This is a genomic window from Pseudomonas sp. FP2338, assembly GCF_030687515.1.
Classification (GTDB): Bacteria; Pseudomonadota; Gammaproteobacteria; order Pseudomonadales; family Pseudomonadaceae; genus Aquipseudomonas; species Aquipseudomonas salomonii.
In genome coordinates this window covers 2,233,964-2,257,285 of the sequence record NZ_CP117436.1, presented here as the reverse complement: position 1 = coordinate 2,257,285, position 23,322 = coordinate 2,233,964, and the positions used below count along the sequence as shown (strand labels likewise).

The following is a 23,322-nucleotide window of genomic DNA, read 5'->3' as shown; positions in this document are numbered from 1 at the left end:
CTGAATGCGTGCCGGCCCGCAGCTATCAGTGGCTGACTGGCGCCGGGGCGGGCACGCCGCCCCTGGGCTGCGAGCGGATGTGCTGCAACAAGGGGCGCAGCGCCCCGCCCCAGATCACCGCATTGGCAAGCTTGGTAGGGTGGTTAATCATGTTTCCACCCTGGCTGCCGGGGTTGGTGGCGAAATCCCCGAGACCATATATTTGAACATCATTCAAATCTGGAACACCGCGCGCCTCAGGCACGCCCAGATTCGCGACCCAGTTGGAGATAACACCCTCGGCGCCTGACACCAACAAGCCGACTTTACCGAAGCGCAGGTTATTGAAGTCATACGTGGAAATAACGTTGATGCCATTTAAATACACGTCGTGCTTCGCCCCGCGCGCCGTTACTTTCAGGCTGACCGAAGTCCCATCCGGGATGTCGGAGTAAACCGGTGAACGACCAATAAGGGTGCCACCCCAATAAAGCAGCACTTGGCTGGCCGTCACTTGCGCGGTGTACTGACTCAGGCCAGAACCCATGGACCGATAGCGAATGCCGCCGATTTGCCCAGCCCAGTGGGTCATGGTGAACGTGGCCGACAGACTGACATCCTGGCTCTCCCGGTTCAGCATCGTGGCGCCCTGCCCCTTCAGGGTCGATTGCGCAGGCGAACCCGATACCGCAAACGTAGTGCCGGGTTCCGGGTTCCAGCCGGCAGGATACGTCGCCAGGTTATCCTCGCGAATAAAACTCAACTTATCGACATCGATGGCAGCGCGGTGAATATTGAACAGTCGGTTAATGTCCAGCACCGTAATATTGCGTACTTTCGCAACATCCCGCGCAGCGTCAGCCGCCACTTGAACCTGCTCTTGATAGCCAAACGCAACGGACGGTAACGCCGCCGGCGCAATCGCCGTAGACGGCACTTTTGCCCAGGTATTCTGGTAATCAAGCGACTTGAAATAGTAGTCGGCGTTGACACTGCTGCTACCCGTAAGATCATTGGCACCAAACATGTAAATCACCAGGTCCGGAGCAAAATCCCGGACGTGATCTGCCCAACTCTTGCCCTCAACCGACCCGCCAGGCCATTGCCCCGTCACCTCGCTGCCGGGCTCTCTGAAGAAACCCGTGAGCGGGTTTTCGGCGGCGGCCGTCGCCCCCTTGTAGTTGGGGTTGAAGTACATCCCCATCCCACGCCCCGCCAGGCTGAAATTACCAAATGTGAAAGCAATATCGGGGTTCTGCTCACGGGCTGAGCGCATCAAGGTGGCCACCACCGAGTTTTCGTACTGCCCATCAACATCGCCTTGGGAGATCGAGTCGCCGACCACTGCGATTCTCACCGCGCCCTCTTTAATGGCGGCATCCAGCCGCTCCAGATTGCCCACGCTCGACAGCGTGGACACCTCATCCGGCGCGGCCTGGTCGGGCACGGGGCTCGGAACGCTGGCAGCAATAGCGCCAGCGCTTATCTGCCCGTCGCTTTGGGCGGGTGCAACCACGCCAGCAGGATCCGCCGCAAAAACGTCCCCCCCCAAACCAAAGAGGTTCAGCGGGACGCTGAGGAACAAAGCAATCAAGAAAGTCAGGGATTTGGTTCTGTGGTGAGCAAGGGAAGCAGACACGTCGTGACGCCAATCTAATAGAGAATTCTAATTCTACTGACTTCTCCCTTCGACCGTCACCGCCCTGCTCTTTTTTGCACCCGAATGTGATCCACCAGAGCCGAGAAAGCCGCGGCCCAGCACACGCGATTGGCGTAGCGGGTGGGGTGGTTGATGCCGTTGCCGTCTGGCACCCCCGTGTGAGTCGCCACGTTATCGCCGCCGTACAGCTCGAGATCACTCAGTTGCGGCACTTCAGTTGCGCAGTAGTCACCTGTGTGCACGATAAAGTCAGCGATGGTTCCCGTGCCGCCGATTATCGCCACCCCGTGGCTGCCGCGCCGCAGGTGGTGGTAGTCGTAGACCGTCAGTTGCAGCACGTTGTTGACATAGACCCTGTGCAGCGCGCCTTGCACATCCACCTGCAACACCACCTTTGAGCCGGATGCCAGTGCCCCCATGGCCTTGAAGCCCAGGGTGTGTGTCCCCCAATAAAGAACCAGGGAGCCCGATGAGATTTGCGCGCTGTATTGGTGTGCAGGCAACCCCATCGACCGATAATGCAGGGCACAGGTCGTGGAGAACCAGCTTGGGCAGCTGAACGTGGCCTTGATAAGGATGTCCAGCGACTGCACGTTACGCAGCGCCGAGCCATTACCGCTTATCGAGCCGCCACCGGCAGTGGCGAGTGAAAACGTGGAGCGCGCCTCAACATTCCAGCCCGCGGGGTAGCCGGCGAAGGTGTCGTCACGCGTGTAGACAAGGTGTTCGACATCCACACCTGCGCGCAGCCGGTTGAATGCCCGGTTGATATCGACCAGGGTCAGGTTCAGTTCCCGAGCCACGCCGCGCACGCCATCGGCCGCGATTTGAGCCTCTTCCTGATACCCCGCTGAAATGGCTGGCAAGGCCGTGGTGGCTACGCCGACAGACGGCGCCTTGGGGAAATGGCGAATCAGGTCGAGCACATGCTTCAGCGCGGTCGTGTTCGCCAGGCTTGAACCAGACAAATCGTTGGCGCCGTGCATGACCATCACAAAGTCGGGGGCAAAGTCCCTGAGGTGCGCCATCCACGACTTGCCGACAACCGATCCCCCCGGCCACTGGTCAGTCACCGGGCTGCCATCCGGGCGATAAAACCCGGTAGCCAGGTCTTCCGGGTAGGGTTGCCCCACATAGCTCTCGGTTGCCAGTGCTCCGATACCACGGCCTGAAAGGCTGAAGTTACCCGCTACGAAGTCGATGCCAGGGTTCTGCTCGCGCAAGGCGCGCATGAGCGTTGCGACAACCGAGTTGTCATAGAGGCCGTCGCGGTCGCCCTCGACAATCGAATCGCCAGCAAAGGCAATGCGTACGCTGCCTTCGAAAACAGCGGCATTGAGCCGATCCAGATTACCCAGACTGGAAAGCCTCTCGACATCGCTGCAGGCGCGTCGCTGCTCAGTGCCTGCGGGGTGAACAACCTGCGTCGCCTTCATGCCGGCCCATCTCTTCAGAGCCTTGGCCAACCTTGCACGCCAGGTAAGGTCTGAATGATCGCTCGAGTCATTCGGTTCGACAGGTGTTTCGGTGTTAAAAACCATGGTGTTCCCCGAGGCAAAAAAAACCCGCGCAGCGGCGGGCCTTGAAACAGTTGGTAGTATGCGGCGGCGGGTGGGCCGTTGTCGTCGTCCGTGTAAAGCAGCGGCAAGTACCGCCAGAGGGTTTATCGGCGATCAGGCGGGGCAGATTCACAAAACAGGTTAGAATACGCGCCATCTCTGCACCAGAAACCGGCAATCACCTCAAACCCACGCAACACAAGCCCTACAGGTCACACCGTGGAAATCTTCAAAGAGTTTACCTTCGAGTCCGCCCACCGCCTGCCCCACGTACCGGAAGGCCACAAATGCGGGCGCCTGCACGGGCATTCGTTCAAGGTGGCGATCCACCTGAGCGGCGACCTGGATCCCCATACCGGCTGGATCCGCGATTTCTCGGAAATCAAGGCGATTTTCAAGCCGCTGTACGAACGCCTCGACCATAACTACCTCAATGACATCCCTGGCCTGGAGAATCCGACCAGCGAAGTCTTGGCCAAGTGGATCTGGACTGAGCTCAAACCCCTGTTGCCGGAACTCAGCGCGATTCGCATCCATGAGACTTGCACCAGCGGTTGCATCTATCGCGGCGAGTAAGCGGCTGAGTGTTTGAAACCACCTGCGGGTGGTTTTTTTATGCCTGGCCAGTGCCAATGTAAAGCGTGCTTGACATGAAAAGCCTGAACGCCCAGTGTAAAGCTCCCTTTACTCATGGAGAGAGTCATGTCGACCAAACGCTTCCTCGTGGAATTTATAGCCATTGTGCTGCTGTACATTGCCTGCGTGGTAATTTCCAGCGCATCTGTACGCGCCATGCCTGACGGCGCCGCCAAAATCGCCTTGGCATTGCTGCCGGTTATTCCAATGATCGCGATGGCCGTGTCAATCATCCGCCGGCTGAACAGCATGGATGAGTTGGGCCGCAAGATTCAGTTGGAAGCGCTCGCCGTGGCGTTTGTGTGCACCGCCCTCACCACTTTCAGCTACGGTTTCCTGGAAACCGCAGGCCTGCCGCGCCTGTCGGCCTTTATGGTATGGCCGATCATGGGCGGCGTCTGGTGTGTGGCCACGATCATTGGCACAAGGCGCTATCAATGAACAATCAGCTGCGCCCGTTGCGCGCCGAACTGGGTTGGTCCCAGGCCGAGCTGGCGCAGCGCCTGGGCGTATCGCGCCAGACCATCAATGCCATCGAGACCGGCCGCTACGACCCGAGCTTGCCGCTGGCGTTCAAGATCGCCAAGGTGTTCGAACGGCCCATCGAGGCGATCTTCGAAGCGCCAGTGGATTGAGCCTTTATGACAGGAGCACGCTGAATTGATACGCCCCGCCACTGCCGGTGACAGTGCCGCTATCGAGGCCATCGTCCAGGCTGCCTATACGCCCTACATCGAGCGCATCGGCCGAAAGCCCGGGCCAATGCTGGAGGACTACCCGCAGCGGGTCGAAGACGGGGGCGTGCATGTGCTCGACCACGCCGGGCAGGTTCAGGGCTTTGTTATCCTGATGCACACCGACACGGCATTGCTGTTGGATAACCTCGCCGTCGCCCCACACGCCCAGGGCCTTGGTTTCGGGCGACAGCTGATGGATTTTGCCGAACAGCAGGCCCTCGATGCCGGCTACAGTGCTATCCGTCTGTACACCAATGAGGTGATGACCGAGAACCTCGCGCTGTACAGTCGCCGTGGCTATGTGCGCACCCATTGCGCCGAGGAGCACGGCCTGCGCCGCGTCTATATGATCAAACATCTATAGGAGCATCCCATGGAAAACCTCTGGCTGGCCCAGGCCAAACGCTTACAGGCACTGGCGTCTACGGGGCTGCATTTTTGCACCGACGACTTCGAACGCGAACGCCTTGAGGAAATTGCCGAGATTGCCCACAGCATGCTCGCGCAACTGGCGGATGTGCCGCTTGCGCGCATCACCGGGCTGGTGCCGGATTTTGCAAAGCGCTATTCAACCCCAATGATTGACGTACGTGGCGCGGTGATCGAAAGCGACCGGATTCTGCTGGTGCGCGAATTGACCGACGGCTGCTGGGCGCTGCCCGGTGGCTATGCCGATATCGGCCTGTCGGCGGCGGAAAACATCGTCAAGGAGATCCGCGAGGAAGCCGGGCTGAGCGTCACGGCACGCGCGCTTTACAGCGTCACGCACAAGGCCAAGGGCTTGTATCGCCCGGATGTGCGGGACTTCTACAAGCTGTATTTCCTGTGCGAGCGGGTCGACCAACTGGCGCCAGTGGCCGGGTTTGAAACCACTGAAGTGGGCTTTTTTACCCTCGACGAGCTGCCCCCGCTGTCCCGTGGACGCACCATCGAAAGCGATCTTGAAGCAGCGTTTGCGTTTCATCGTGGCGAGACCACCCAGACGTTGTTCGACTGATCCACTTTGTCTCACCGCTGCACTGCTTTCGTGCCTTCCTGGGCGCGCTCGACATAGTGCCTGGCGACAAATACGCCGCGCTGCCGGTTTGGCACGCGCAGTGCAACAGCACGGCTGTCAGTCATCCAGGGAGCAAGGCCATGACGCAGCAAGAACCGGGTAACGATTACCCCCTCAGCGAAGTGCCGATGCATGCGCGCAAGGGCCTTGCGTCCACCGCCATGGTGTTGCTGGGCTTCACCTTCTTTACCGCGACCATGTTCGCCGGCGGCAAGCTGGGCGTGGCGTTCAGTTTTACCGACATGCTCGGTGTCGTGGCTTTGGGTAACCTGTTGCTGGGTATTTACGCCGCAGGCCTGGGCTATATCGCGTTCAAGAGCGGCTTGAATTCGGTCCTGATGGGGCGCTTCTGCTTTGGCGAAGTGGGCAGCAAACTCAGCGACCTGATCCTCGGCTTCACCCAGATCGGCTGGTACGCCTGGGGCACCGCCACCGCCGCCGTGGTGCTGGGCAAATATTTCGAATTGAACCAAGGCACGGTGCTGGCACTGATGGTGCTGTTTGGCCTGCTGTTCTGCGCCACCGCCTATGTGGGCTATCGCGGGCTGGAGATTCTGTCTTATATCGCGGTGCCGGCCATGGGCATCCTGCTGTTGCTGTCGATGTGGGTCGCCACCGTCAAAGTCGGCGGCCTGGAGGGCTTGCTGGCCGTGGTGCCGACGGCGGAACTGGACGTTTCCACCGCCATCACACTGGTATTCGGCACCTTTGTCAGCGGCGCCACCCAGGCGACCAACTGGACGCGTTTTTCTCGCTCGGCCAAGGTCGCGGTGCTGGCCAGCCTGATCGGTTTTTTTATCGGCAATGGCTTGATGGTGTTGATCGGTGCATATGGTGCCATCGTCTATCAGCAGCCCGATGTGGTCGAGGTACTGCTGCTGCAAGGTTTCGCCATGGCGGCGATGGCCATGTTGCTGCTCAACATCTGGAGCACCCAGGACAACACCATCTACAATTTCGCCGTGGCCGGCTGCAACCTGCTGCGAACCCGGCGGCGCAAAACCGTGACCCTGGCCGGCGCAGTGATCGGCACGCTGCTGGCACTGCTTGGCATGTACGACCTGCTGGTGCCTTATCTGATTCTGCTGGGCACCGTGATCCCGCCGATTGGCGGGGTCATCATGGCGGACTTCTTCTACCGCTATCGCGGCCAGTACCCACGCCTGGCCGATGCACGCCTGCCGGCGTTCAATTGGCCGGGGCTGGTGGCGTATGCCGTGGGCACAGTGCTGGCGTTTCACTCACCGTGGGTGGCGCCATTGGTGGGGATTGTGGCCGCGTCCTTGGCCTACGTCGCACTCACCGCAGCCCTGCGCGTGCGCGCACCGTTGACTGACGTGCAGGCATGAACCCGACTGCCGCCATGAGGATGGTAACCTTGTGGCTGATAACCCTGATGACCTGGCGGCTGCCTGCCTGATTATCCAAAGCCAAGAGGAACTTGCCCATGCATATCATCAATGCCCGCCTGCGCAACCGTGAAGGCCTGCATGATCTGCACCTGGAACACGGCCGGATCGCCCGCATTACCGCACAAACAGTGGCCCCCATATTAATGGCCGGTGACCTCGACGCCGCCGGCAACCTGGTGATACCGCCCTTCGTGGAGCCACATATCCATCTCGACGCGACCCTGACCGCCGGCGAGCCACGCTGGAACATGAGCGGCACCCTGTTCGAGGGCATCGAGTGCTGGGGCGAGCGCAAAGCCACCATCACCCAGGAAGACACCAAGGCTCGCGCCAAGAAAACCATCCAGGCCCTGGCCGCCCATGGCATCCAGCATGTGCGCACCCATGTCGATGTCACTGACCCTGACCTTACCGCGCTCAAAGCCATGTTGGAGGTGCGCGAAGAAAGCACCCACCTGATCGACCTGCAAATCGTCGCCTTCCCGCAGGAAGGCATCGAGTCTTACCGCAACGGCCGCGAGCTGATGCAGGAAGCCATTCGCCTGGGCGCTGATGTAGTCGGTGGCATCCCGCACTTCGAATACACCCGCGACCAAGGGGTGAGTTCGGTGAAGTTTCTGATGGACCTGGCCGAACGCACCGGCTGCCTGGTGGACGTGCACTGCGACGAAACAGACGACCCGCACTCGCGCTTTCTCGAAGTGCTCGCCGAAGAGGCCCGCAGCCGCGACATGGGCGCGCGCGTCACCGCCAGCCACACCACAGCGATGGGTTCCTATGACAATGCCTATTGCGCCAAACTGTTTCGCCTGTTGGGGCACTCGGGCATCAGCTTCGTCTCCTGCCCTACCGAAAGCATTCACCTGCAGGGGCGCTTCGACAGTTTCCCGAAACGCCGAGGCGTCACCCGCGTCAATGAACTGCTCGAGGCCGGCATGAATGTCTGCTTCGGCCAGGACTCCATCGTCGACCCCTGGTACCCGCTGGGCAACGGCAACATCCTGCGCGTGCTGGAAGCCAGTCTGCATATCTGCCACATGCTGGGTTACCGCAACCTGCAAAGCGCCCTGGACCTGGTCACCGACAACAGCGCCAAGGCCATGGCCCTGGGTGACCGGTACGGCCTGGAACCCGGTCGCCCGGCCAACCTGCTGATCCTTTCGGCAGACAGTGACTACGAGGTGATCCGCAGCCAGGGCCTGCCGTTGTATTCGATCCGCAATGGCAAGGTGCTGATGCAACGCAGGCCGGCACAGGTGGAGTTTTTGTAAGCACCGGGGTCGTAGGTAACCGGGGTCAGACGATTGAGTCGATATCCAGTGGCTGCACCTGGCCGGCGCTGTCCTTAAGCGGCGCAGGAATACTGGCGATTTGCGCCAACCTGCGGTTTTCAGGGTGGCGCAACCAGCGCTTCACGCTGGGCCGCAGGCCGGTGGAATCGGCGTGGCTGCCATACACGTCACGCAGGTCCAGACGGCGCCAGCGCAACGACTCCAAGCGACGTCGGCTGCTGCGCAAGCGGTCGACTTCAGCGTTCAGCGCTTGGTTATGCGCATGCCCATAATCGCGTTGGTTCGGTGGGCGACGACGCTCGAGCTCGCGGTTCTTGTCGCGCAGTTGTTGCGTCATTGTGTCAAGCGCCACGTCTATCAACTCGAACTCTCTGGCGGTGATCAAAGGCCCCTGGCTATCGACGGTTTGCTGCCAGCGACGCAGAGTGGCCCACGCGGCTGGAATGTAACTGGCGGTCATGAAGTGCTGGCTGGCCTGGAACAGTTGTTTCAACAGGTTGGCACGCTCGGGCATATCGCCTTGCAGTTGCAGCACACGGTTGCATCCGGCCTCGAGGATGGACTCACAACCGGGCGCCCATAACACCGAGGAGTGCGTGCCGTCCGGTAGCTTGATAGGCATGAAGTGCTGCTGTTCGCCGTGGTGCTGGTAGGGGTTGCCGCCGACACCCACAAGGCCGGCGGCGAACAGCAGGCCACCCGCACCGGGCGCGGCAAAAAGTGTGATGGCGCCCGGCACCCAGAGTTTGGCGGTGGTATTCATCCACGTGGCCGGGACACTGGGGACCGGATCGTTGTGGTTGACGATGCGGTGATGGATGAGGGCTGAGGCGCCGTCGGTGAACTCGGAGTCTGCGGCGCGGGGAGCGCCGTAGGTGTAGAGGAGGATGTTGTACTTCACGCGAGTAACTCGGCGTAACCCCTCTGCCAGGAGCAACGCGATGGCGCCGCCAAGGCTGTGGCCACAAATCACAATACGCTGGCCGCTGTGGAATTGATCAAGGTAGTGCAGAACAAAATCGCGCATCGCTCGATAGGCCAGATAAAAGCCCTCATGGGCTTTGCCAACACCATCGGTAAATGGCACTTGGTGGGCATTAGCGTCGCGTAGTGCATCGGCACCACTGGCGGTGCCTCGAACAGCGATCAGAATTACTTCGTTGTGATGACTGATAAACGCCTGGGTATCCGTACCGGAAGCTTCATCATCAAAAAAGTGCAGGCTAGCGGGATGTTCCTGTTTCTCTCCAAGCTCCGGCCGATTCTGTGGATACAACTCAGGATCGAAGGGCAAAATCTCAAACCGCTGGGAGTATGGAACCTCTTCATACAACGGGAAGAAGCGCTGAGTTTGATCACGATCGACCTTCCAGGCTTCTTGAAACCCCGAGAGTTTTTCCGCGAACAGATTGCCTGCGCTGGGATCCAGGGGGAAGTTGACGTTTTCCACTGGCGGCTTTGGAGGTTGCTGGCCAAAATCGCAGTAACTCAATGTAGACATCAACGCCAATTGATACAGGTTCAACGCACACAACTGATCATCGGTCGACAACATCGGGCGCAGGGCCCGCAAAGGCCGTACCTCCAACACCGTGTGCAGGTTGGGGAACAACACGACGCCTGACAATGCGGGCTGCGGTGGACCAAACCCCAGTTCGGCCATCATTTTCAGCGCATGCCTTGCGGGGTGATAGGTTCGGGAGGCAAACGGCGGCAGGTGGGCAATATGTCGTACCAGATCGCGCACCTCAACCTGATAAAACCGGTCGGCCTGGTGTTGTGCAGGGTTGCCCTCGATACGTTGGCCATCAGCCGCTGAAAATCGGGTGTGTTCGGCGCGGGCTTGAAGTTCGGTGATAGGCAACGGGTAAGTCTTGCGTTTTCTCAATGTCGAATACGGCTCTTCCTCGCCGGAATACTGCGAATCCAGAGAAAGAATGACCGGGCCACAATAAAACCCTTCGAGCTTGGCGTACCCCTCCCCATTCAACCTTCCTTTGTACAGACGCCCGGTATTGTCCTGGATCGTGTAGACAAGCCCGCCATAAGCCTTCCCGCTGCCCGTTTCATCAACCAGAGAAACGCTTGCCCAATGCCCTTTCAATGGGCAAGCAGACATCTCGCTACTGAAAAAAGATTGCTTCCATGCTGCCTGGTTCATGAATCAACTCCTTGTTAATTGCACGTTGGATAAACATCGCAGACACGTCCATCCGGCATCGTTATAGGTTTAAAGTCCGTGGTGTTACTGCCACAGTATCCGGACAGATCTTCAAAACTTTTACCCCTGCACCGTCTCCACCCCCCCGGTACAGCCAGCCAGGTATCCTCAAAAGCGGGTGCCTCTTCGTCTGTAACGCTCAACGTCAGCCTTACTTTTTTCCCAGGGAGCAGCTCTCTCTGAACTACACCACCCGGGCGCGTTTTTTGCCTTTTCCCCTTCGCGTCCAACGCGTTACATTCCAAAAGTTTTCTGATCGCATGCTCGGGGCCGGCCGTTCGGAAAAACCACATGCATTGTCCAAATAACTCCTGTACGCCCGACTCAGGCATCGCTGCTACGCGTTCAGACTCAATAGGATCTGCGAAAGAAATTGCCGCGAAACTACCCCCTACATCAGTGTCAAGCTCACCCCACTTCGCATAAAGAGTGAACTCCACGCTACGCAACACCGTAGGGCACCCCTCAATGGTTTCAGTCAGCGGGAACTCATAGCTCACTCGTTCAGCCACGGGTTTGTAATCGGCAATAAAGATCTTGCGTTCAGGCCTTTTGCCTCGACGCTGCGGCAAGGTACAGAGCTCATACCTGGCGGGACGGTAGTTGGCCGCACCGATAAATCGAAATTGCGCCGGCAAATCCACCTCCAGCGTAAAACGCTCAGCCGGCGGTGCCAGCGCACAACCCGAGAGCCATCCAGCACCGAGCGTTATCAAAACGCTGTGCGTCCACCTATTCATGCTTTTGCCACTCCCGTAGCACCCGCTCAAAATGTTCCGCTGATGCCTCGCCCTCTATCGGCTGCCACCGCATCGTGCTGCCTTGCGTCGCCTCCTCCAACCGGCGCACCACCAGGAATTCGAGCTGCTGGGGGCTTCGCCATTGCCAGGCACGAGCTTGCTCCAGAACCTGCGCCAGCCAGATTCTGGGGTCTTGAAACTCAACCAGGCCGGCGAGCTTTTCGCTGTGTTCAGTCAGTAGATAACGCAGGATATTGGCGTGCAGGATCACTTCGGCCTGAGGGTTGGGCGTGTTCAGCCAGGGCGCAGGCACAGGCACCGGATACTCACCAGGCGTTGGGTTCTCACCCTGACACCAACGGCCTTGGTGCCAATAGCACACACTGATCAGTGGGCCGAGAAACACTGGCCAGTGCTCGCCCTGCAAATGGGTCAAAGCACGTGCCAAGGTACGATTATCGTGAAAGCGATACAGGGCCTGGCTTCCCTGGCGCCCTACCAGCAGACGTTCGCGCCAATGCCGAACCACACCAGCCAGATCATCGCCGGGCAGGCTGCCCAACCAGCCCCAGTTCGCTTCGGGGCGCTGCAGCAGGTCAACCAGCGCAGGTTCGTCCGCCTGCTCCACCAGCAGAATCACCGGGCCCGCCGCTGCCAACTCGGCCAGGGCGGTCTCAGCGTACAGGCAGCAATACTGTGACAGGTTGCGCACCGCCAACAGCTGCTGACATGCGTCGTGGTGACCATCAAGGATCAAGCACAGTCGGCGCCCCGCCTGCTGTTGTTCAGCCATCCACTGGCCTGGCTCACTTGGCATCAGGCTGCCCTCCGCATGAGGGTGCACTGGCCTTCACGACACGCCTCGCACACCGGGCAGAAGTCCGCGCCCAACTGCCGGGCCTCGTCCAGAAGGGTACCCTGGGCCATCGAAAGGTTCGGCGCATCCATGGCCGATAGTGGGTTCGCTGACAGAGTGAGGGGCGGCAAGCCGCCAACGGTGACAGGCCGGCTGCTGAAAATGCCGCCCGCCTGGATAATCAGGTGCTCGCCCCCAGCCTTGAGGCTCAATTGTGCGCCCGCATCGATGACCAGGCTGGCGCCGGCCTTGAGGACGATTTGCTGCCCGGCCTGGATAACCAAGGACTGACCGATATGCGTCTGGCTGTCTCCCTGCACCTCCAGCCGATCGTTCGTGCCAAGCATGACAGTGCGGTCTCCGGTGATGTGTCGCTGCTCGCCACTTTCCAAGTGAACCGTGCTTAAACCGCGGATGATTTCCCGCCGCTCTCCCGCCACCTCAAGGCGACTGTCATGGCCGACCTGCTGTTCCAGGTCCCGTTGGGCGCGCAGATAGATGAGTTCCTCGCCGTGGCGGTCCTCGAGGTGCAGTTCGTTGGTCCCCCTGCCCCCCGGCACACTGCGGCTGCGCAACACGCTGCGTGTCTTGTGTTGCGGTAAAGGATAAGCCGGCCTGTGCAACGCATTGGGCAGGCAGCCGTTGATCAACGGCTGGTCCGGGTCGCCTTCCAGAAAGGTTACCAGCACCTCCATGCCCACCCGCGGAATCAGCATGGCGCCGAAGCCATCACCCGCCCAACCGGATGCTACGCGTACCCAGCAACTGCTGTTGTCATCCGTGGGGTCGAGGCGGTCCCAATGAAAACGTACCCTCACTCGGCCGTAGGCGTCGCAGTGCACCTCCTCGCCTGCTGGCCCCGTCACGATGGCGGTTTGGCTGCCATTGAGGGTAGGTTTTGGGTGTCTAAGGGGGGGGCGATGCACGGCGCGCCAGGGAGTTGCGCTAAACCGGTTGCGATAGCCATGGAATGTGCCCGCCACAGGCGCCGCTTCCTCCAGCACCTGCGGTTGATACCCCTCGTGATGCACCGACGTTAGCAACCACAGGTCGTTGCAGGTGGGGTCCGGGTGGTCACACAGCTCAAGAAAATGGCCGCTGCCCAGCACCGGTTGATCACTTTTACCCACGGCACGCTGGCGGTCGCGCTGATGCCGCTCCAGGCCCCTGTGCGCCAATTGCCGACCTCGCGCATGGTCGCTGAAACCAGCCGGGTAATGGTAGTCCTCAAGGCGCTGCGTCGATGCAGGCCCGGCCTTGTCTTCCAGGCGCAGCGACGGATGCTCGAAGTCATGATCACGGCGCACCGTCAGCTGGGTACGGGTCTCCAGACGCACGCCGAACTGCCGGATAGCTCTTGTTTTGGTCCGCTCGTGCGTCGAACAAAATCGCTGTGCAGCCAGGCGCCGAAACACCGTCTGGTCATCACCAAACACCAGCACGTGATTATCCGGGTCATGGCGAAAGTGGTAGTGAATCCCCTCCTCCTCGCACAACCGCTGGATAAAGTGCAGGTCGGTTTCCGCGTACTGAACGCAGAACGAACGGGGTGGGTAGGCCGCGGGGCCCAGTTCGAAGGCATAGGCGTCCGCCAGAATGCCGTGGTACTCAAGGACCGCCGCAATAATCTGCGGCACACTGCGTTGTTGGAAGATCCGCTGGTTGTGTCGATGGGCAAGGTACGCCAGGCGTGGTGCCAGGGTGAGACGATAGCGAGTGAGCCGAACGCCGGGCCCCTCACGGCCGATAGCGTAGATATGCCCATGCAGCCCCGCATCGGATTCGCCAAAGTCAAGGTAAGCCGGCTGGTGAAGCAGCGCCTCCAGATCCAGAGAGGGATTTTCGCTGACTAAATGCACGGTAATGAAGTAAGGCTGATCAAGGACTTCTCGGCCTTTGAAAGCGAGTACCTGAAAGTCATTGTTTATTTCTGGAAGTATCAACTTGAAACGTGGCGCGGCAGATATTTCAACCATCCCTAAGTTACCCGTCATCCATTATTTGACTGAAAGGCCTCCCCCCATCGGGCATTGATTGAACTGCCGGGAAAAAGCGCCTGAACCCAATAAATCTTAGCGACTTCAGGCGGAATTTGACCCCTTAAAAATAAAAAAGACGTTTCGCACAACGTGGTAGGACGCGTCTTTTACAAAATAATAAATTCGCAGAATTAAATAGCGCTCAACAACAAGAAACTTCTTACACCAACTCTAACCATACAACTAAACGATAAAGAAACGGCTGACACGTATTCAAGATATCAGCCACTTCTACTACTTTAGGCTTGCACGCATGCAGTCCCGAACAGACTGACGCTCAGCAGCGTTTCGGCCTCGCACTGTAAATGCACCGGCACTGTGCCACCCGGCATGACCACGGCCACCTCGCCGGCGTCAACCCAACTCGCGCGCCATGCCGCACAGGCAACTGCACTGGCGCTGGTACCCGAGGACGCGGTAGGTCCTTCTCCTCGCTCAAACACCCGTGCGATGACCCGATTGCCTGAAGAATGTACGGCCCATTGCAGGTTGACCCCAGCCGAACAAGGTTGGCCGCGCCCGCCTGGCGGCGCAAAGGCAATGGCCCGTAACGGCTCAAACAGTGCGGGCTGGTGCATCGACTGATTGTCCGGCAAGGCCTGGACATGCTCGACGAGCGTCACACAATGAGGATTGCCCACACGGACAAACTGGCTAACAGCCCATTGCGGATCGATCGCCGCCAGTGCAGCCACATGGCTGAAATCACGTTGCCCCAGCGTTACGGCATCAACACCGGTAGCGGCTACCGCTGCTGGCCCGAACTCCGGTTGCCCCAAGGCCAACCAGAAACCAGCAACCTGTTCAAAGGTCGCCGGCTGCGAATAGGTCGCCACCGGCGAGGCTGCATCGTGCTTGTCGTGATGCACGTGCAACTCACATCCCTGGGCCATCAAACCTTGATCCGTCAGCGCCTGGGAAAAAATCGTCAACCCGTTACCACTGCGTTCGGCGAGCGTGCCATCGGTATTGACGATCAACACGTCAAACGGCGGCGCAGACTGGAACGGCCCCACCAGCAAACCATCGCAGCGGTGCGCCTTGGCATTGCCCGCACGCGGTAACGTACCCCACTCACACTCCGAAGCGATCGCTGAGGCTGTCCATTCTTTTCGAGTGCTGGCAGCCAGGTTGGCAGACTCAGGCACTGCAATGCCTCTGCTGCGTAGATAGCCGGGGCTGACCACACCGTAAATATTGCCCCGCGCGTCATAGAACAGCGTCATAGCGATGCCTTCACAAGAATATTCATCGGCGTATTTCTCCGGTTGCTCACACACTTGGCAGCAGCGTATTACAGAAAGGCTGCGCAGTGGGCAGTGGACTGGAAGGTGGTAATCCAACGCAAAAACCTGGGGTTCATCCGTTCTCACGCAGATTACGCACCTTCCAGACCACCGCCGAAGAATCCGATAGCTTCTGTGTGGTCGCCACCGTCGAGGACGTTCCGCTCCTGTAACAATAAACCTGCACCTGGGTGTCAGGCCCTCGCTTGAAGGGAACCCGGCTCGCTCGACAGGGCCTGATGTGCAAGGATGTCGCGCCGGACATCGTTCGTTGAACGCAAAACCAAGGATTTTTCATGACTGCCATCCCCACCCCTGCGCCCGTGGTTCCCGGGCGGCTGGAACAAATGTCGACTCGTATCGCCTTTTTCATCGCCGGCTTCGGTATCGCAGCCTGGGCGCCGCTGGTGCCTTACGCCAAAGCACGCGCCAATCTGAATGAAGGTACGCTGGGCCTATTGCTGTTGTGCCTGGGCGTCGGATCGATCATCGCGATGCCGATGGCGGGTGCACTGGCCTCTCGCTTCGGCTGCCGACGGGTACTGACGGCCGGCACGATCATGATCTGCCTGGCACTGCCGATGCTCGCCACGGTCAGTTCGATCCCCTTGCTGATAGCCGGGCTGTTCCTGTTTGGAGCGGGCCTGGGCACTGTGGATTCGACCGTCAACCTGCAGGCCGTCATCGTTGAACGCGCCAGCGGCAAAACCATGATGTCGGGCTTCCACGGTTTGTTCAGCCTTGGCGGCATCGTTGGCGCAGCGGGGGTTGCCGGGTTACTGGGGCTGGGCTTGTCGCCGTTCCAGGCGACCCTGGTGGTGATCGTCATCATGGCGCTTGCGTTGCTAAAGGCCGGGCCTCATCTGCTGCCCTACGGCAGCGAAAGCTCTGGCCCGGCATTTGCCGTGCCACACGGTGTGGTGTTGTTTATCGGCTGCCTGTGTTTCATCGTGTTCCTGGCCGAAGGCGCCGTGCTGGATTGGAGCGCGGTGTTCCTCAGTGCAGAACGCGGTCTTGATGAAGCCTACGCCGGCCTGGGTTACGCGGCGTTTGCCTTGACCATGACCGCAGGGCGCCTGACCGGTGATTCGATTGTCCGCCGCCTGGGCGCCACCCGCGTGATCGTCATCGGCGGCGCGCTGGCCACTGCTGGCATGTTGCTCGCCACGTTATTGCCGGCCTGGGAAACGGCGCTGCTGGGGTATGCCCTGGTGGGTGCCGGCTGCTCGAATATCGTGCCGGTGCTGTACACCGCCGTCGGTAAACAAAAGGTCATGCCGGAACATATCGCCGTACCGGCCATCACCACGCTGGGGTATGCCGGTATTCTCGCCGGGCCTGCAGTTATCGGGTTTATCGCCCACGGCAGCAGCCTGAGCACGGCCTTTGTGCTGATTGCGTTGCTGCTGGCCGGGGTGGCCATCAGCGGTAAAATTCTCAAGGTGTAAAAGGCTCAACCTACAAAGCCAGGGGTTATCTGGCTTTGTAGGCTTCGTATTGTTCCAGCCAGCGTTCCAGGCTTTTGTTGCAAAGCCAGCCCTCGTGCCTGGGGCGCCCCAGCAAACGCATGTTGTTGGCACGTTCCAGCGAACGCAGCAGGCCTGGGCGCTCAATGATGTTCTTGGCGGTGTAGACGCAGTGTTCACTGTACTTTTTCCTCGGTAGCCCAGTCGCGGGCTCCAACAGCGGTCGGCCTTGCGAATCGAGGTCGTCAGGGTCACTCATCACGGTTTTGAGTTGGGTTATTTCCAGGTATTCAAACGTTTCAAAAAATACCGTGCGATCTTTGTGTATATCCCGCAATTGTTTGAAATAGCCTTGCAAAGCCTTTACGACCTCGGCGTTGCCCTGATCATGAAAAGGGTCCTGACTGAAGGCGGCAGGGGAGCTGTTACCCAGCAACGCCGCAGCGGCTGCGTTCAGGCTGTCACGGGTGATGTACCCCGCACCGTCGATGATTGCGTCGTTCAGCAGCGGGCGGTTGAGAATTTCCCTGACCAGCAGGATCATACGGTCGCGCACCTTACTCTCCACTCAAGGTTTGAGCTGCGATCTGGCGCAACGATGCCTGCGTCAAACGGCCTTCCTTTAAAAACCCGTGCAGCTCGCCAAAGTGTTTCTCCAACTCGCCCGCCAGTTGGCTATCGGTGGAGTTCGGACCCGGCGGTGTGGTGTTGGCGCGAGCCGTGGGCGCATTTTGCAGGGCCTGCTGGCGCAACGAAGACAAGCCTCCACGCCACAGCATGGGCCGCTGCGACGGCAAATCTCGCGTTGCAAATGGCTCATCGCCAGGCGAATGAAAAACGCGGGGCGATAAAACCCGACATACCTCTGGCCCGCCCACGCCGATTGGCTGCGCGCGCAGTAATGCACCCTCAATCTTCATGCTTCATCTCTCGCCTTTTGCAGATCCGTGCTTGCCTGAAAGTCAGTACCAGGGGCCCCGAATCATCGATTCACCCTCTGGGTAGCAAGCAACCGATATGTGGTTAGCGCCACGCGATAGTTCCGGGTGGCAGGAGAATCCCAATAACAGCATGTAACACTGGATCACCCAGGTGTTTGCCCTCGCCAACTGGCGGTGAGGCTGTTGAGCAGCGCGGCCCAACGGAAAGTGGGTTGCCTCAAACAGTGAGTGTCAGGACGGTTGGCAGGCTCTGGCGCAAGCAGCCCGCGGGCAAAATCATCTGCAACGGGCGCCTGGAATTTTTGCTGCCCCACGAACGCTTTCATGCGCAGCGTTTCGGCGGCGTACACCGTTGACAGGGCCGTGCTGTTGCCCTCCTCGCCTGGCAATGTCGAGCGGGCATCCCCACGCCAGCCATTAACGGTGCACCGGCCCTCGGTCGGGCCGGATTGAAACGAAGGTGAAGTCATGTCTGGCCCCTGGCTCGGCGTCTGAAAACGACCAGTACGATCAACGTCGCTGGTTACAACCTGTGTGGCGAATGCGCGCAAACAGTTCCTGCCAAGGCTCAGGCAGCTCGGTAAGTCCATGGAAAAAAGCCAAAAAAAATCGCCGCCCTTGAGCTGCGATTTTTCTTACACACGACCGATCAGAAACCAACGCTCGCCTGCACGAAGAACGTACGCGGCTGACCGAGGTACAACCCGGCGTTATTGTCACTGGAGCGCGTGTAGTGCTGCTGGTCGAAGAGGTTCTTCACGCCCACACCCAGTTTCAGGTTCGACAGTTGCGCACCGAAGTCATACCCACTGCGCACGTTGACCGAGACATAACCGGGGATATCGCCGTACTGGCCGTCGGCGGTACCCTGGGTGATGTAGGTGGTGCCGGTACCCGGCGCACGTTGACCGGACTGGGCATAGACGTCCAGGTTATGGGTCCAGTGGTTGATGTCGTAGCGCAGGCCCGCCGTCAACACTTCACGGGAATAGAGCGGCAGGTCGCGACCCTTGAACGGCACATCACCCTCGGCGGTAGCCTTGGTGTAGGTGAAACCCGCGTTGGCAGTCAAGCCGTCCAGACGTGGGTCCAGGTTCGACAGGTCGTAGTGAGCCGAGGTTTCGATACCCTGGTGCTTGGTGGCACCGAGGTTGGTCCAACCCACGTCGTTGCTCACATATTGCAGCTCATCCGAGAAATCGATGTAGAACAGCGTCACTTCGCCGCCCCAGACGCTGTCGTTATAGCGTGTGCCGATCTCGTAGGTCTTGGCCTTTTCCGGGTTCAGGCCGTCGGCCGTCTGGTTGACGCGACCGCCCTGCCCGATCTGCGCGTACTGCAGGCTGCCGAAGGAGGTTTCGTAGTTGGCAAAGACTTTCCAGGCATCGGAAATGTGGTACATCACGCTCAACGCCGGCAACGGCTCGTTACTATTGATCTTGCGATTTTTTTCCACGGTGCGCACACCGTTCAAGGCGACCACCGGGCGGTCATGCCAATTGGTTTCTATGTTTTCGAAGCGAATGCCCGGCGTGACGGTCCACTTGCCGATATCGATTTTGTTGTCGATATAAAACGCGTTGGCCACGGTACCGCCGGTGCGATCCTGGTAAACATGGCCGTCATTTTGACCGCCCGGTGTCGGCACGTTGTTGACCAGATTGAGGCTGCTGGCCTGTTCATGCATGCCTTCTTTGAGGTAGCGATAACCGACGCTGACTTCCTGGGTGCTTGGCCCTGCGTCGAACACATGGGACACCCGTGGCTCGATGCCGAAGGTGTAGTAGCTGCGCGGGTAGGAACCGATGGTCTTGAGGTCGCGGTTGGCGATGTTGCTGCCACGGAAGCTGTCGATGTAATAGGTCAGCACTTCGGCCTGGGTACGGTCGTCGATCTGGCGGATGTACTTGAAGGATACGTCCTTGCGACGGCCGCTGAAATTGTCCCAATCGCGCACCGATTGATACGGGTTGGCGTCAAACTGCTTCTGGGTCAGGCCGCCGGGCATATCGGCATTGGCATTGTAATAGTGGAGGTTCAGCGAGAAATCGTCTTGATCGGTCGGCGCCCAGTGGGTCTTGAGGATCACGTCGTCGATGTCGTTGGCGTTATTGCTGTTGCGGTAGCCGTTGCCATTCACCCCGGTATACAGCAAGGCCACACCCATGCCGTTATCGGCGGTACCGCCGACAAAAGCATTGTCGACGTGTTTCCAGCCGCCGTGGGCGGAGGTTTCCAGGGTGGTGCCGACTTCACCCAAGGCTTGCTCCGGAATAGCGCGGGTCACGAAGTTGATCACGCCGCCCACGTTCTGCGGCCCATAACGCACGGAACCGGCGCCGCGTACCACGTCGATGCTGTCCAGGTTACCGGCAGAAATCGGCGCCATCGACAGTTGCGGCTGCCCATACGGGGCGAACGCCGCCGGTACGCCATCAATCAATACGGTGGAGCGTGGTGACAGACGTGAGGTCAGGCCACGCACGCCGACGTTGAGGGAAATATCGCTGCCACCGGTGCCGTTGGCCTCTTGCACCTGCACGCCAGGGACGCGGCGCAGCACATCACTGATATTCATCGCCCCCTGCTCCACCATGGCTTCACGGCGGATCACGGTACGTGCGCCCGGATGGTTCTGCACCACTTGGGCATTGGCATCGCCCAGCCAGTCGCCGACCACTTTGATATCCGTGACGCCCAGCTCCAGCGGCGAACCGGTTTCACCCGTGCCGCCGCGCAGTGGGCGAAGGGTCACGGAACCGGCATCGATCTGGTAATCCAGGCCGCTGCCCTGGAGCAATTGGCGCAGGGCCTGTTCGGGCGACAGGTTGCCGTCCACTGCAGGCGCTTGTTTGCCCGCGACCATGTCAGGGCTGAAGAACACTTGCAGGGAAGTCTGCTGGCCCAGCTGACTCAGCGCAGCGCCCAGCGGTTGGGAGCGAATATGGATGCCTTCTGCCGCATAGGCCGCAGGCAGCGCGGAACTAACGGCAAGCGCCAGCGCCAGGGGCGCCCAGCGGGAGAATTTATTGTTGTTCACGACAAGTTTTTTCACGTCGAACCTAGTCCTGTGATCGCAAGAGTGTGCGGCTGTTAATGCAAACCAGTTGCAGTTGCAGAAGAAGACGAAGAACTCGAAAAAAACCTGAATGTCAGCGTGAAATAATTTCCTGGCTGCCGTCCGGCAAGGCGCGTACGGCCACTGGAAGGATATGCGGCAGCGCTTTGAGCAGCGCGTCCGTGTCGCTGGATTTGAACACGCTGGTCAGCCGCAGATTGCTCACCGCCGCCGTGTTGACCCGCAACGGCTGCTCGCGATAGCGCGATACTTCCCGCGCCACTTCGCCGAGGGTGGCGTTGTTGAACACCAACTTGCCCGTGCGCCAGGCTGTCAGTTCATCGGCATTCACCGCATACGCCGTAACGACTTGCCCGGCAGAATCGACATGGGTGCCGAGCCCTGCCGTGAGCATCACGACTTGATCCGACGCTCGCCCCCGCACTTTGACCGTGCCGGCCTCGACCACCACGCGGGTCTGGTCGTCATCGCGGCGCACATCAAAACGCGTGCCGGTGACCGTGACCTGCCCCGCCCCGGCGGCCACGACAAACGGGCGGCTGGTGTCGTGCTCGACGCTGAACATAGCTTCGCCCTGTTTGATGTCTACGCCGCGTCGGCCCTTTTCATAGTGCACCGCCACCACGCTGCGGCTGTTCAGGTCCATCACTGAACCGTCGGGCAATGCCACTTGGCGATGCTCGCCCAAGCGCGTGCTGAACTCAGCGCTATAGGGTTTGGGATGATCAAGCCCGCTGAACAGGCCAAGCCCCAAGGCGATGGCTACCACACTGGCAGCCACGGCGTAACGCACAATGGCGTGACGTATGGGGCGTTCGACCGGGGCCTCGCACAGCGCTTGCAAACGCGCCGTGGGCACAAGGTCGGCGGCGCTCCACAGGCCTTGCAGCACTTCAAATTCGTATTGATGCTCAGGCCGCTCGGCACACCACGCATCAAAACGCTGTCGTTCTTCGGGGCTCAACTCGGCGTCTTGCAGGCGTACAAACCATTGCGCGGCTTCGTCGCGAGCACGGCTATCCATCGTGGAAGATCCTGTTTCAAAACGGGCAGAGTTCATGGGGCCATGGCGTCCAGGCGGTCGCGCAGATGCCGCAAGGTGCGGATCATATACTTTTCCACCATGTTTTTAGACAGGCCCAGGCGTACGGCGATTTCCTGCTGGGTGAGGCCCTCGATTTTCTGCCAGATAAATACCTTGCGACAGTTAAGCGGCAACTCGGCCAAGGCCCGCTCGATGGAGTCGGCCAATTGGATCGCGTGCATGACATGCTCCGGGTCGCCGCTGTGGGGCGAACGCTGATCAATGGCGTCCAACGCCAGCGCCTCTCGCCGGTCTTCGCGGCGGTATGCGTCCACCGCGATGTTGCGCGCCGTTTGATGCAGATAGGCGCGCGGTTGCTCAACGTCGCTCGAACGCGACTCAAGCACCTTCACGAAGGTGTCGTGCGCCAGGTCTTCGGCCTGCTGACGGTTTCTCAGACGGCGTGCCCAGGTTCCGATCAACTCTTCGTAATGCTCGAAAAAGCCTGTTCTGCGGGGCGGCTGAGGAATCATCGCGTGAGCACTGGAAGGCGGGGCGTGAATAGTAATATTTCCTATTAAGCGGAGCAATTGCTTCCCGTCGCCCACCGTATTGCGTTGCAACTAAAGATGACCGGCCACCTGTTTGAGTCGGCTCAGCTTCTCTCGGCTGCCACACACACTCATCTGGCACCATTTGCGTTGTTTACTTTTGGAGAGGTCGAGAAATATCCAATCGCAATCGGTACAACTGCAGCTCCTCAACGTGTGAAGCTGGCTCGATACCAGCAGTTGCGTCGCGTCTGTGGCCAGGCGCGCTATCAGCATCGACGTCAACTCTTGCGCAGAGCTGCAGGTGCGCCAGCCCCACGCGGGCACCCCGTCGATGGAGCGCAACACTCGCCACCCCGTGCCCTGCTGGTAGTGCAGATTGATCTGCTGTAATGCCTCATCGGTGACACTTTGGCGTAATGACAGCGTATGGAAGACGCCGTACAGAAGCTCTCGCAAAGCAATAATGGCGTCCAGGTCTGGCTGGAAGGAAATAGCCGAGTCAACCACCATAGGTGTGTAGTCAGCGTACTCTTGCTCAGAGAGCAAAGAGGCGTGTAATGCCCATTCCATGAAGAACTTGAAACTGGTGAGTCGTTCTTCCCGAACCTTGAGTGCGGAGTGCGGCCTGCGACCATTAGTGGTATTGATGAAGTCCAATACCCGGGCCCCGCCGATCAGCCGGATTGATTTTGCAGTGCCCGTGAAATGTGTCATTCCAACTCCCGAAAGAACCTGCATGCTCCGCCCTGGCAGAGAATACCTCGTTTCCTGGAGTCGAAGTCAC

22 protein-coding genes are annotated in these 23,322 nt (G+C 59.6%); 8 read left to right on the top strand and 14 right to left on the bottom strand.

Annotated features, from left to right (window positions below; all coding sequences use genetic code 11):
- Nucleotides 1-25: 25 nt before the first annotated feature.
- Both PSH96_RS10345 and PSH96_RS10340 read right to left on the bottom strand, forming a co-directional pair.
- Complete coding sequence (locus PSH96_RS10345; protein ID WP_305459020.1) at nucleotides 26-1,618, bottom strand: SGNH/GDSL hydrolase family protein; 1,593 nt, start codon at nucleotides 1,616-1,618, stop codon at nucleotides 26-28.
- Nucleotides 1,619-1,674: 56 nt separating this feature from the next.
- Nucleotides 1,675-3,075 (bottom strand): SGNH/GDSL hydrolase family protein, encoded by a 1,401-nt coding sequence (locus tag PSH96_RS10340; RefSeq protein WP_305459018.1) that lies wholly within the window; start codon nucleotides 3,073-3,075, stop codon nucleotides 1,675-1,677.
- Nucleotides 3,076-3,417: 342 nt separating this feature from the next.
- Between PSH96_RS10340 and queD the strand changes: the two genes are divergently transcribed.
- From queD to codA, 7 genes are all read left to right on the top strand, one after another.
- A complete protein-coding gene (gene queD, locus PSH96_RS10335) occupies nucleotides 3,418-3,774 on the top strand; it encodes a 6-carboxytetrahydropterin synthase QueD (RefSeq protein WP_003237990.1) in 357 nt (118 codons plus the stop codon).
- A gap of 126 nt (nucleotides 3,775-3,900) precedes the next feature.
- Entirely contained in the window at nucleotides 3,901-4,275 is a 375-nt protein-coding gene (locus tag PSH96_RS10330; RefSeq protein WP_305459015.1) for a hypothetical protein, read from the top strand.
- On the top strand, nucleotides 4,272-4,469 hold the full coding sequence (locus PSH96_RS10325; protein ID WP_056858770.1) for a helix-turn-helix transcriptional regulator: 198 nt from the start codon (nucleotides 4,272-4,274) through the stop codon (nucleotides 4,467-4,469). The genes PSH96_RS10330 and PSH96_RS10325 overlap by 4 nt, the downstream gene beginning before the upstream one ends.
- Before the next feature lie 25 nt (nucleotides 4,470-4,494).
- The gene (locus PSH96_RS10320) at nucleotides 4,495-4,935 is read left to right on the top strand and encodes a GNAT family N-acetyltransferase (RefSeq protein WP_305459013.1); all 441 of its coding nucleotides are present in this window, start codon (nucleotides 4,495-4,497) and stop codon (nucleotides 4,933-4,935) included.
- A 9-nt stretch (nucleotides 4,936-4,944) separates the two neighbouring features.
- A complete protein-coding gene (locus PSH96_RS10315) occupies nucleotides 4,945-5,568 on the top strand; it encodes an NUDIX hydrolase (RefSeq protein ID WP_305459011.1) in 624 nt (207 codons plus the stop codon).
- Nucleotides 5,569-5,708: 140 nt separating this feature from the next.
- Nucleotides 5,709-6,977: a cytosine permease gene (gene codB, locus PSH96_RS10310; RefSeq protein WP_305459009.1), complete on the top strand. Its 1,269-nt coding sequence runs from the start codon at nucleotides 5,709-5,711 to the stop codon at nucleotides 6,975-6,977.
- A 98-nt stretch (nucleotides 6,978-7,075) separates the two neighbouring features.
- Nucleotides 7,076-8,311 (top strand): cytosine deaminase, encoded by a 1,236-nt coding sequence (gene codA / locus PSH96_RS10305; RefSeq protein WP_305459007.1) that lies wholly within the window; start codon nucleotides 7,076-7,078, stop codon nucleotides 8,309-8,311.
- Nucleotides 8,312-8,336: 25 nt separating this feature from the next.
- Here the strand turns inward: codA and PSH96_RS10300 are convergent, their stop codons facing one another.
- The 5 genes from PSH96_RS10300 to PSH96_RS10280 all read right to left on the bottom strand — a co-directional run bounded on the left by PSH96_RS10300 (nucleotide 8,337) and on the right by PSH96_RS10280 (nucleotide 15,414).
- Nucleotides 8,337-10,493, bottom strand: coding sequence for a lipase family protein (locus PSH96_RS10300; RefSeq protein ID WP_305459006.1), 2,157 nt, complete (start codon nucleotides 10,491-10,493; stop codon nucleotides 8,337-8,339).
- A gap of 14 nt (nucleotides 10,494-10,507) precedes the next feature.
- Nucleotides 10,508-11,293 carry a hypothetical protein gene (locus PSH96_RS10295; protein WP_305459004.1) on the bottom strand — a complete coding sequence of 262 codons (786 nt, stop codon included), beginning with the start codon at nucleotides 11,291-11,293 and terminating at the stop codon, nucleotides 10,508-10,510.
- A complete protein-coding gene (locus PSH96_RS10290; RefSeq protein ID WP_305459003.1) occupies nucleotides 11,286-12,110 on the bottom strand; it encodes a DUF4123 domain-containing protein in 825 nt (274 codons plus the stop codon). The genes PSH96_RS10295 and PSH96_RS10290 overlap by 8 nt, the downstream gene beginning before the upstream one ends.
- Complete coding sequence (tssI, locus tag PSH96_RS10285; RefSeq protein ID WP_305459001.1) at nucleotides 12,110-14,125, bottom strand: type VI secretion system tip protein TssI/VgrG; 2,016 nt, start codon at nucleotides 14,123-14,125, stop codon at nucleotides 12,110-12,112. The genes PSH96_RS10290 and tssI overlap by 1 nt, the downstream gene beginning before the upstream one ends.
- Nucleotides 14,126-14,427: 302 nt before the next feature.
- On the bottom strand, nucleotides 14,428-15,414 hold the full coding sequence (locus PSH96_RS10280; RefSeq protein WP_305458999.1) for a diaminopimelate epimerase: 987 nt from the start codon (nucleotides 15,412-15,414) through the stop codon (nucleotides 14,428-14,430).
- A 356-nt stretch (nucleotides 15,415-15,770) separates the two neighbouring features.
- On the opposite strand from PSH96_RS10280, the gene PSH96_RS10275 reads away from it, so the two are divergent.
- On the top strand, nucleotides 15,771-16,922 hold the full coding sequence (locus tag PSH96_RS10275; protein ID WP_305458997.1) for an MFS transporter: 1,152 nt from the start codon (nucleotides 15,771-15,773) through the stop codon (nucleotides 16,920-16,922).
- 25 nt (nucleotides 16,923-16,947) lie between these two features.
- Here PSH96_RS10275 and PSH96_RS10270 read toward each other — a convergent pair whose 3' ends face one another.
- The 7 genes from PSH96_RS10270 to PSH96_RS10240 form a co-directional block, all read right to left on the bottom strand.
- The gene (locus PSH96_RS10270; protein WP_305458995.1) at nucleotides 16,948-17,496 is read right to left on the bottom strand and encodes a type III secretion effector protein; all 549 of its coding nucleotides are present in this window, start codon (nucleotides 17,494-17,496) and stop codon (nucleotides 16,948-16,950) included.
- 1 nt (nucleotide 17,497) lies between these two features.
- Nucleotides 17,498-17,719 (bottom strand): hypothetical protein, encoded by a 222-nt coding sequence (locus tag PSH96_RS10265; protein WP_305458993.1) that lies wholly within the window; start codon nucleotides 17,717-17,719, stop codon nucleotides 17,498-17,500.
- Nucleotides 17,720-18,024: 305 nt separating this feature from the next.
- On the bottom strand, nucleotides 18,025-18,351 hold the full coding sequence (locus PSH96_RS10260; RefSeq protein ID WP_305458992.1) for a type III secretion protein: 327 nt from the start codon (nucleotides 18,349-18,351) through the stop codon (nucleotides 18,025-18,027).
- Nucleotides 18,352-18,530: 179 nt separating this feature from the next.
- The gene (locus PSH96_RS10255) at nucleotides 18,531-20,936 is read right to left on the bottom strand and encodes a TonB-dependent receptor (protein ID WP_305458990.1); all 2,406 of its coding nucleotides are present in this window, start codon (nucleotides 20,934-20,936) and stop codon (nucleotides 18,531-18,533) included.
- A gap of 97 nt (nucleotides 20,937-21,033) precedes the next feature.
- Nucleotides 21,034-21,984 carry a FecR family protein gene (locus PSH96_RS10250; protein WP_305458988.1) on the bottom strand — a complete coding sequence of 317 codons (951 nt, stop codon included), beginning with the start codon at nucleotides 21,982-21,984 and terminating at the stop codon, nucleotides 21,034-21,036.
- 32 nt (nucleotides 21,985-22,016) lie between these two features.
- Nucleotides 22,017-22,517 carry a sigma-70 family RNA polymerase sigma factor gene (locus tag PSH96_RS10245; RefSeq protein WP_305458986.1) on the bottom strand — a complete coding sequence of 167 codons (501 nt, stop codon included), beginning with the start codon at nucleotides 22,515-22,517 and terminating at the stop codon, nucleotides 22,017-22,019.
- Between the two features lie 90 nt (nucleotides 22,518-22,607).
- Complete coding sequence (locus PSH96_RS10240) at nucleotides 22,608-23,252, bottom strand: ABATE domain-containing protein (RefSeq protein ID WP_305458984.1); 645 nt, start codon at nucleotides 23,250-23,252, stop codon at nucleotides 22,608-22,610.
- Nucleotides 23,253-23,322 lie beyond the last annotated feature (70 nt).

Bases quoted from the DNA above. Each gene is read 5' to 3' on its own strand.
- PSH96_RS10340 (WP_305459018.1), bottom strand. From the start codon at position 3,075: ATGAAGGCGACGCAGGTTGTTCACCCCGCAGGCACTGAGCAGCGACGC.
- PSH96_RS10330 (WP_305459015.1), top strand. From the start codon at position 3,901: ATGTCGACCAAACGCTTCCTCGTGGAATTTATAGCCATTGTGCTGCTG.
- PSH96_RS10325 (WP_056858770.1), top strand. From the start codon at position 4,272: ATGAACAATCAGCTGCGCCCGTTGCGCGCCGAACTGGGTTGGTCCCAG.
- PSH96_RS10315 (WP_305459011.1), top strand. From the start codon at position 4,945: ATGGAAAACCTCTGGCTGGCCCAGGCCAAACGCTTACAGGCACTGGCG.
- codB (WP_305459009.1), top strand. From the start codon at position 5,709: ATGACGCAGCAAGAACCGGGTAACGATTACCCCCTCAGCGAAGTGCCG.
- codA (WP_305459007.1), top strand. From the start codon at position 7,076: ATGCATATCATCAATGCCCGCCTGCGCAACCGTGAAGGCCTGCATGAT.
- PSH96_RS10300 (WP_305459006.1), bottom strand. From the start codon at position 10,493: ATGAACCAGGCAGCATGGAAGCAATCTTTTTTCAGTAGCGAGATGTCT.
- PSH96_RS10295 (WP_305459004.1), bottom strand. From the start codon at position 11,293: ATGAATAGGTGGACGCACAGCGTTTTGATAACGCTCGGTGCTGGATGG.
- PSH96_RS10290 (WP_305459003.1), bottom strand. From the start codon at position 12,110: ATGCCAAGTGAGCCAGGCCAGTGGATGGCTGAACAACAGCAGGCGGGG.
- tssI (WP_305459001.1), bottom strand. From the start codon at position 14,125: ATGGTTGAAATATCTGCCGCGCCACGTTTCAAGTTGATACTTCCAGAA.
- PSH96_RS10280 (WP_305458999.1), bottom strand. From the start codon at position 15,414: ATGACGCTGTTCTATGACGCGCGGGGCAATATTTACGGTGTGGTCAGC.
- PSH96_RS10275 (WP_305458997.1), top strand. From the start codon at position 15,771: ATGACTGCCATCCCCACCCCTGCGCCCGTGGTTCCCGGGCGGCTGGAA.
- PSH96_RS10265 (WP_305458993.1), bottom strand. From the start codon at position 17,719: ATGCTGTGGCGTGGAGGCTTGTCTTCGTTGCGCCAGCAGGCCCTGCAA.
- PSH96_RS10260 (WP_305458992.1), bottom strand. From the start codon at position 18,351: ATGACTTCACCTTCGTTTCAATCCGGCCCGACCGAGGGCCGGTGCACC.
- PSH96_RS10250 (WP_305458988.1), bottom strand. From the start codon at position 21,984: ATGGATAGCCGTGCTCGCGACGAAGCCGCGCAATGGTTTGTACGCCTG.
- PSH96_RS10245 (WP_305458986.1), bottom strand. From the start codon at position 22,517: ATGATTCCTCAGCCGCCCCGCAGAACAGGCTTTTTCGAGCATTACGAA.
- PSH96_RS10240 (WP_305458984.1), bottom strand. From the start codon at position 23,252: ATGACACATTTCACGGGCACTGCAAAATCAATCCGGCTGATCGGCGGG.